This is a genomic window from Sphingobium sp., from assembly GCF_041987595.1.
Classification (GTDB): domain Bacteria; phylum Pseudomonadota; class Alphaproteobacteria; order Sphingomonadales; family Sphingomonadaceae; genus Sphingobium.
The window spans coordinates 1-892 of record NZ_JBHIWJ010000201.1 but is presented as its reverse complement, the minus strand read 5'-3'; the positions used below and the strand labels follow the sequence as shown (position 1 = coordinate 892).

The following is an 892-nucleotide window of genomic DNA, read 5'->3' as shown; positions in this document are numbered from 1 at the left end:
GGCGTTCGTCGAAACCGCCTGCGCCATCGCCAGCCAGTTCAGGATCGGCGATCCTGCCGATCCCGGCGTGGCGATGGGGCCGCTGATCCGCGAGTCCCAGCGGGAAAAGGTCGAAAGGCTGATCGCCATCGGCCGCGACGAGGGGGCGCGGATCGTGCATGGCGGCGGGCGTCCGGTGGGCCTCGACAAGGGTTTCTTCACGGACATCACGATCTTCGATGATGTCGACAACAGCATGACGATTGCCCAGGAAGAGGTGTTCGGTCCGGTCGGCTGTGTCATCGGTTTCGATAGCGACGAAGAGGCGATCCGCATCGCCAACGATTCCCGCTATGGCCTGAATGGCGGCATCGAAACCGCCGACGCCGCCAAGGGCTATGAGATGGCGATGCAAATCCGTGCGGGCAGCGTCATGCTCAATGGCGGGACCGGGCGGATGACCTATGCACCGATCGGCGGCTACAAGCGCTCCGGCGTCGGACGGGAATATGGCCCGGACTGGCTGCACGAATATCAAAATCAAAAGTCGGTCTTCTATCCCATCGGCGGATAGAGCCGCTGCCTAGAGCAGATTCCGATCCGATTGCATCGGCTCGATTGCTCTAGTCTTTTGATTTGACGCGTTTTCCGAGCCAGCAGGTGATTGGCTTCGCCGCACTGGCGTTTCCACCCGCTTCGAAAACGCTCTAGCCGGCGGTAATGCCGCCGTCGACCGCCCAGCAGGCGCCATGCACATGACGCGCGCGATCGGACGCAAGGAACAGAAGCGGCTCGGCCACCTCCTCGGGCGGACAGGGCGGGCGCATGCCCGTGTAGCGGGCCAGCAGCCGGGGATCAGCGAAATCGGGGAAGGACATGCCCTGCGTCATTTCCGTCCGCATCGGGCCGGGCG

2 protein-coding genes are annotated in these 892 nt (G+C 63.6%); one reads left to right on the top strand and one right to left on the bottom strand.

Annotated elements, in window-relative coordinates; translation table 11 throughout:
• Positions 1-553, top strand: a 553-nt coding sequence (locus ACFC3J_RS22735; RefSeq protein ID WP_375198178.1) for an aldehyde dehydrogenase family protein, incomplete at its 5' end; no start/stop codon positions are given.
• A gap of 133 nt (positions 554-686) precedes the next feature.
• Here ACFC3J_RS22735 and ACFC3J_RS22730 read toward each other — a convergent pair.
• The coding region (locus ACFC3J_RS22730) for an SDR family oxidoreductase (RefSeq protein ID WP_375198177.1) at positions 687-892 on the bottom strand (206 nt) is incomplete at its 5' end.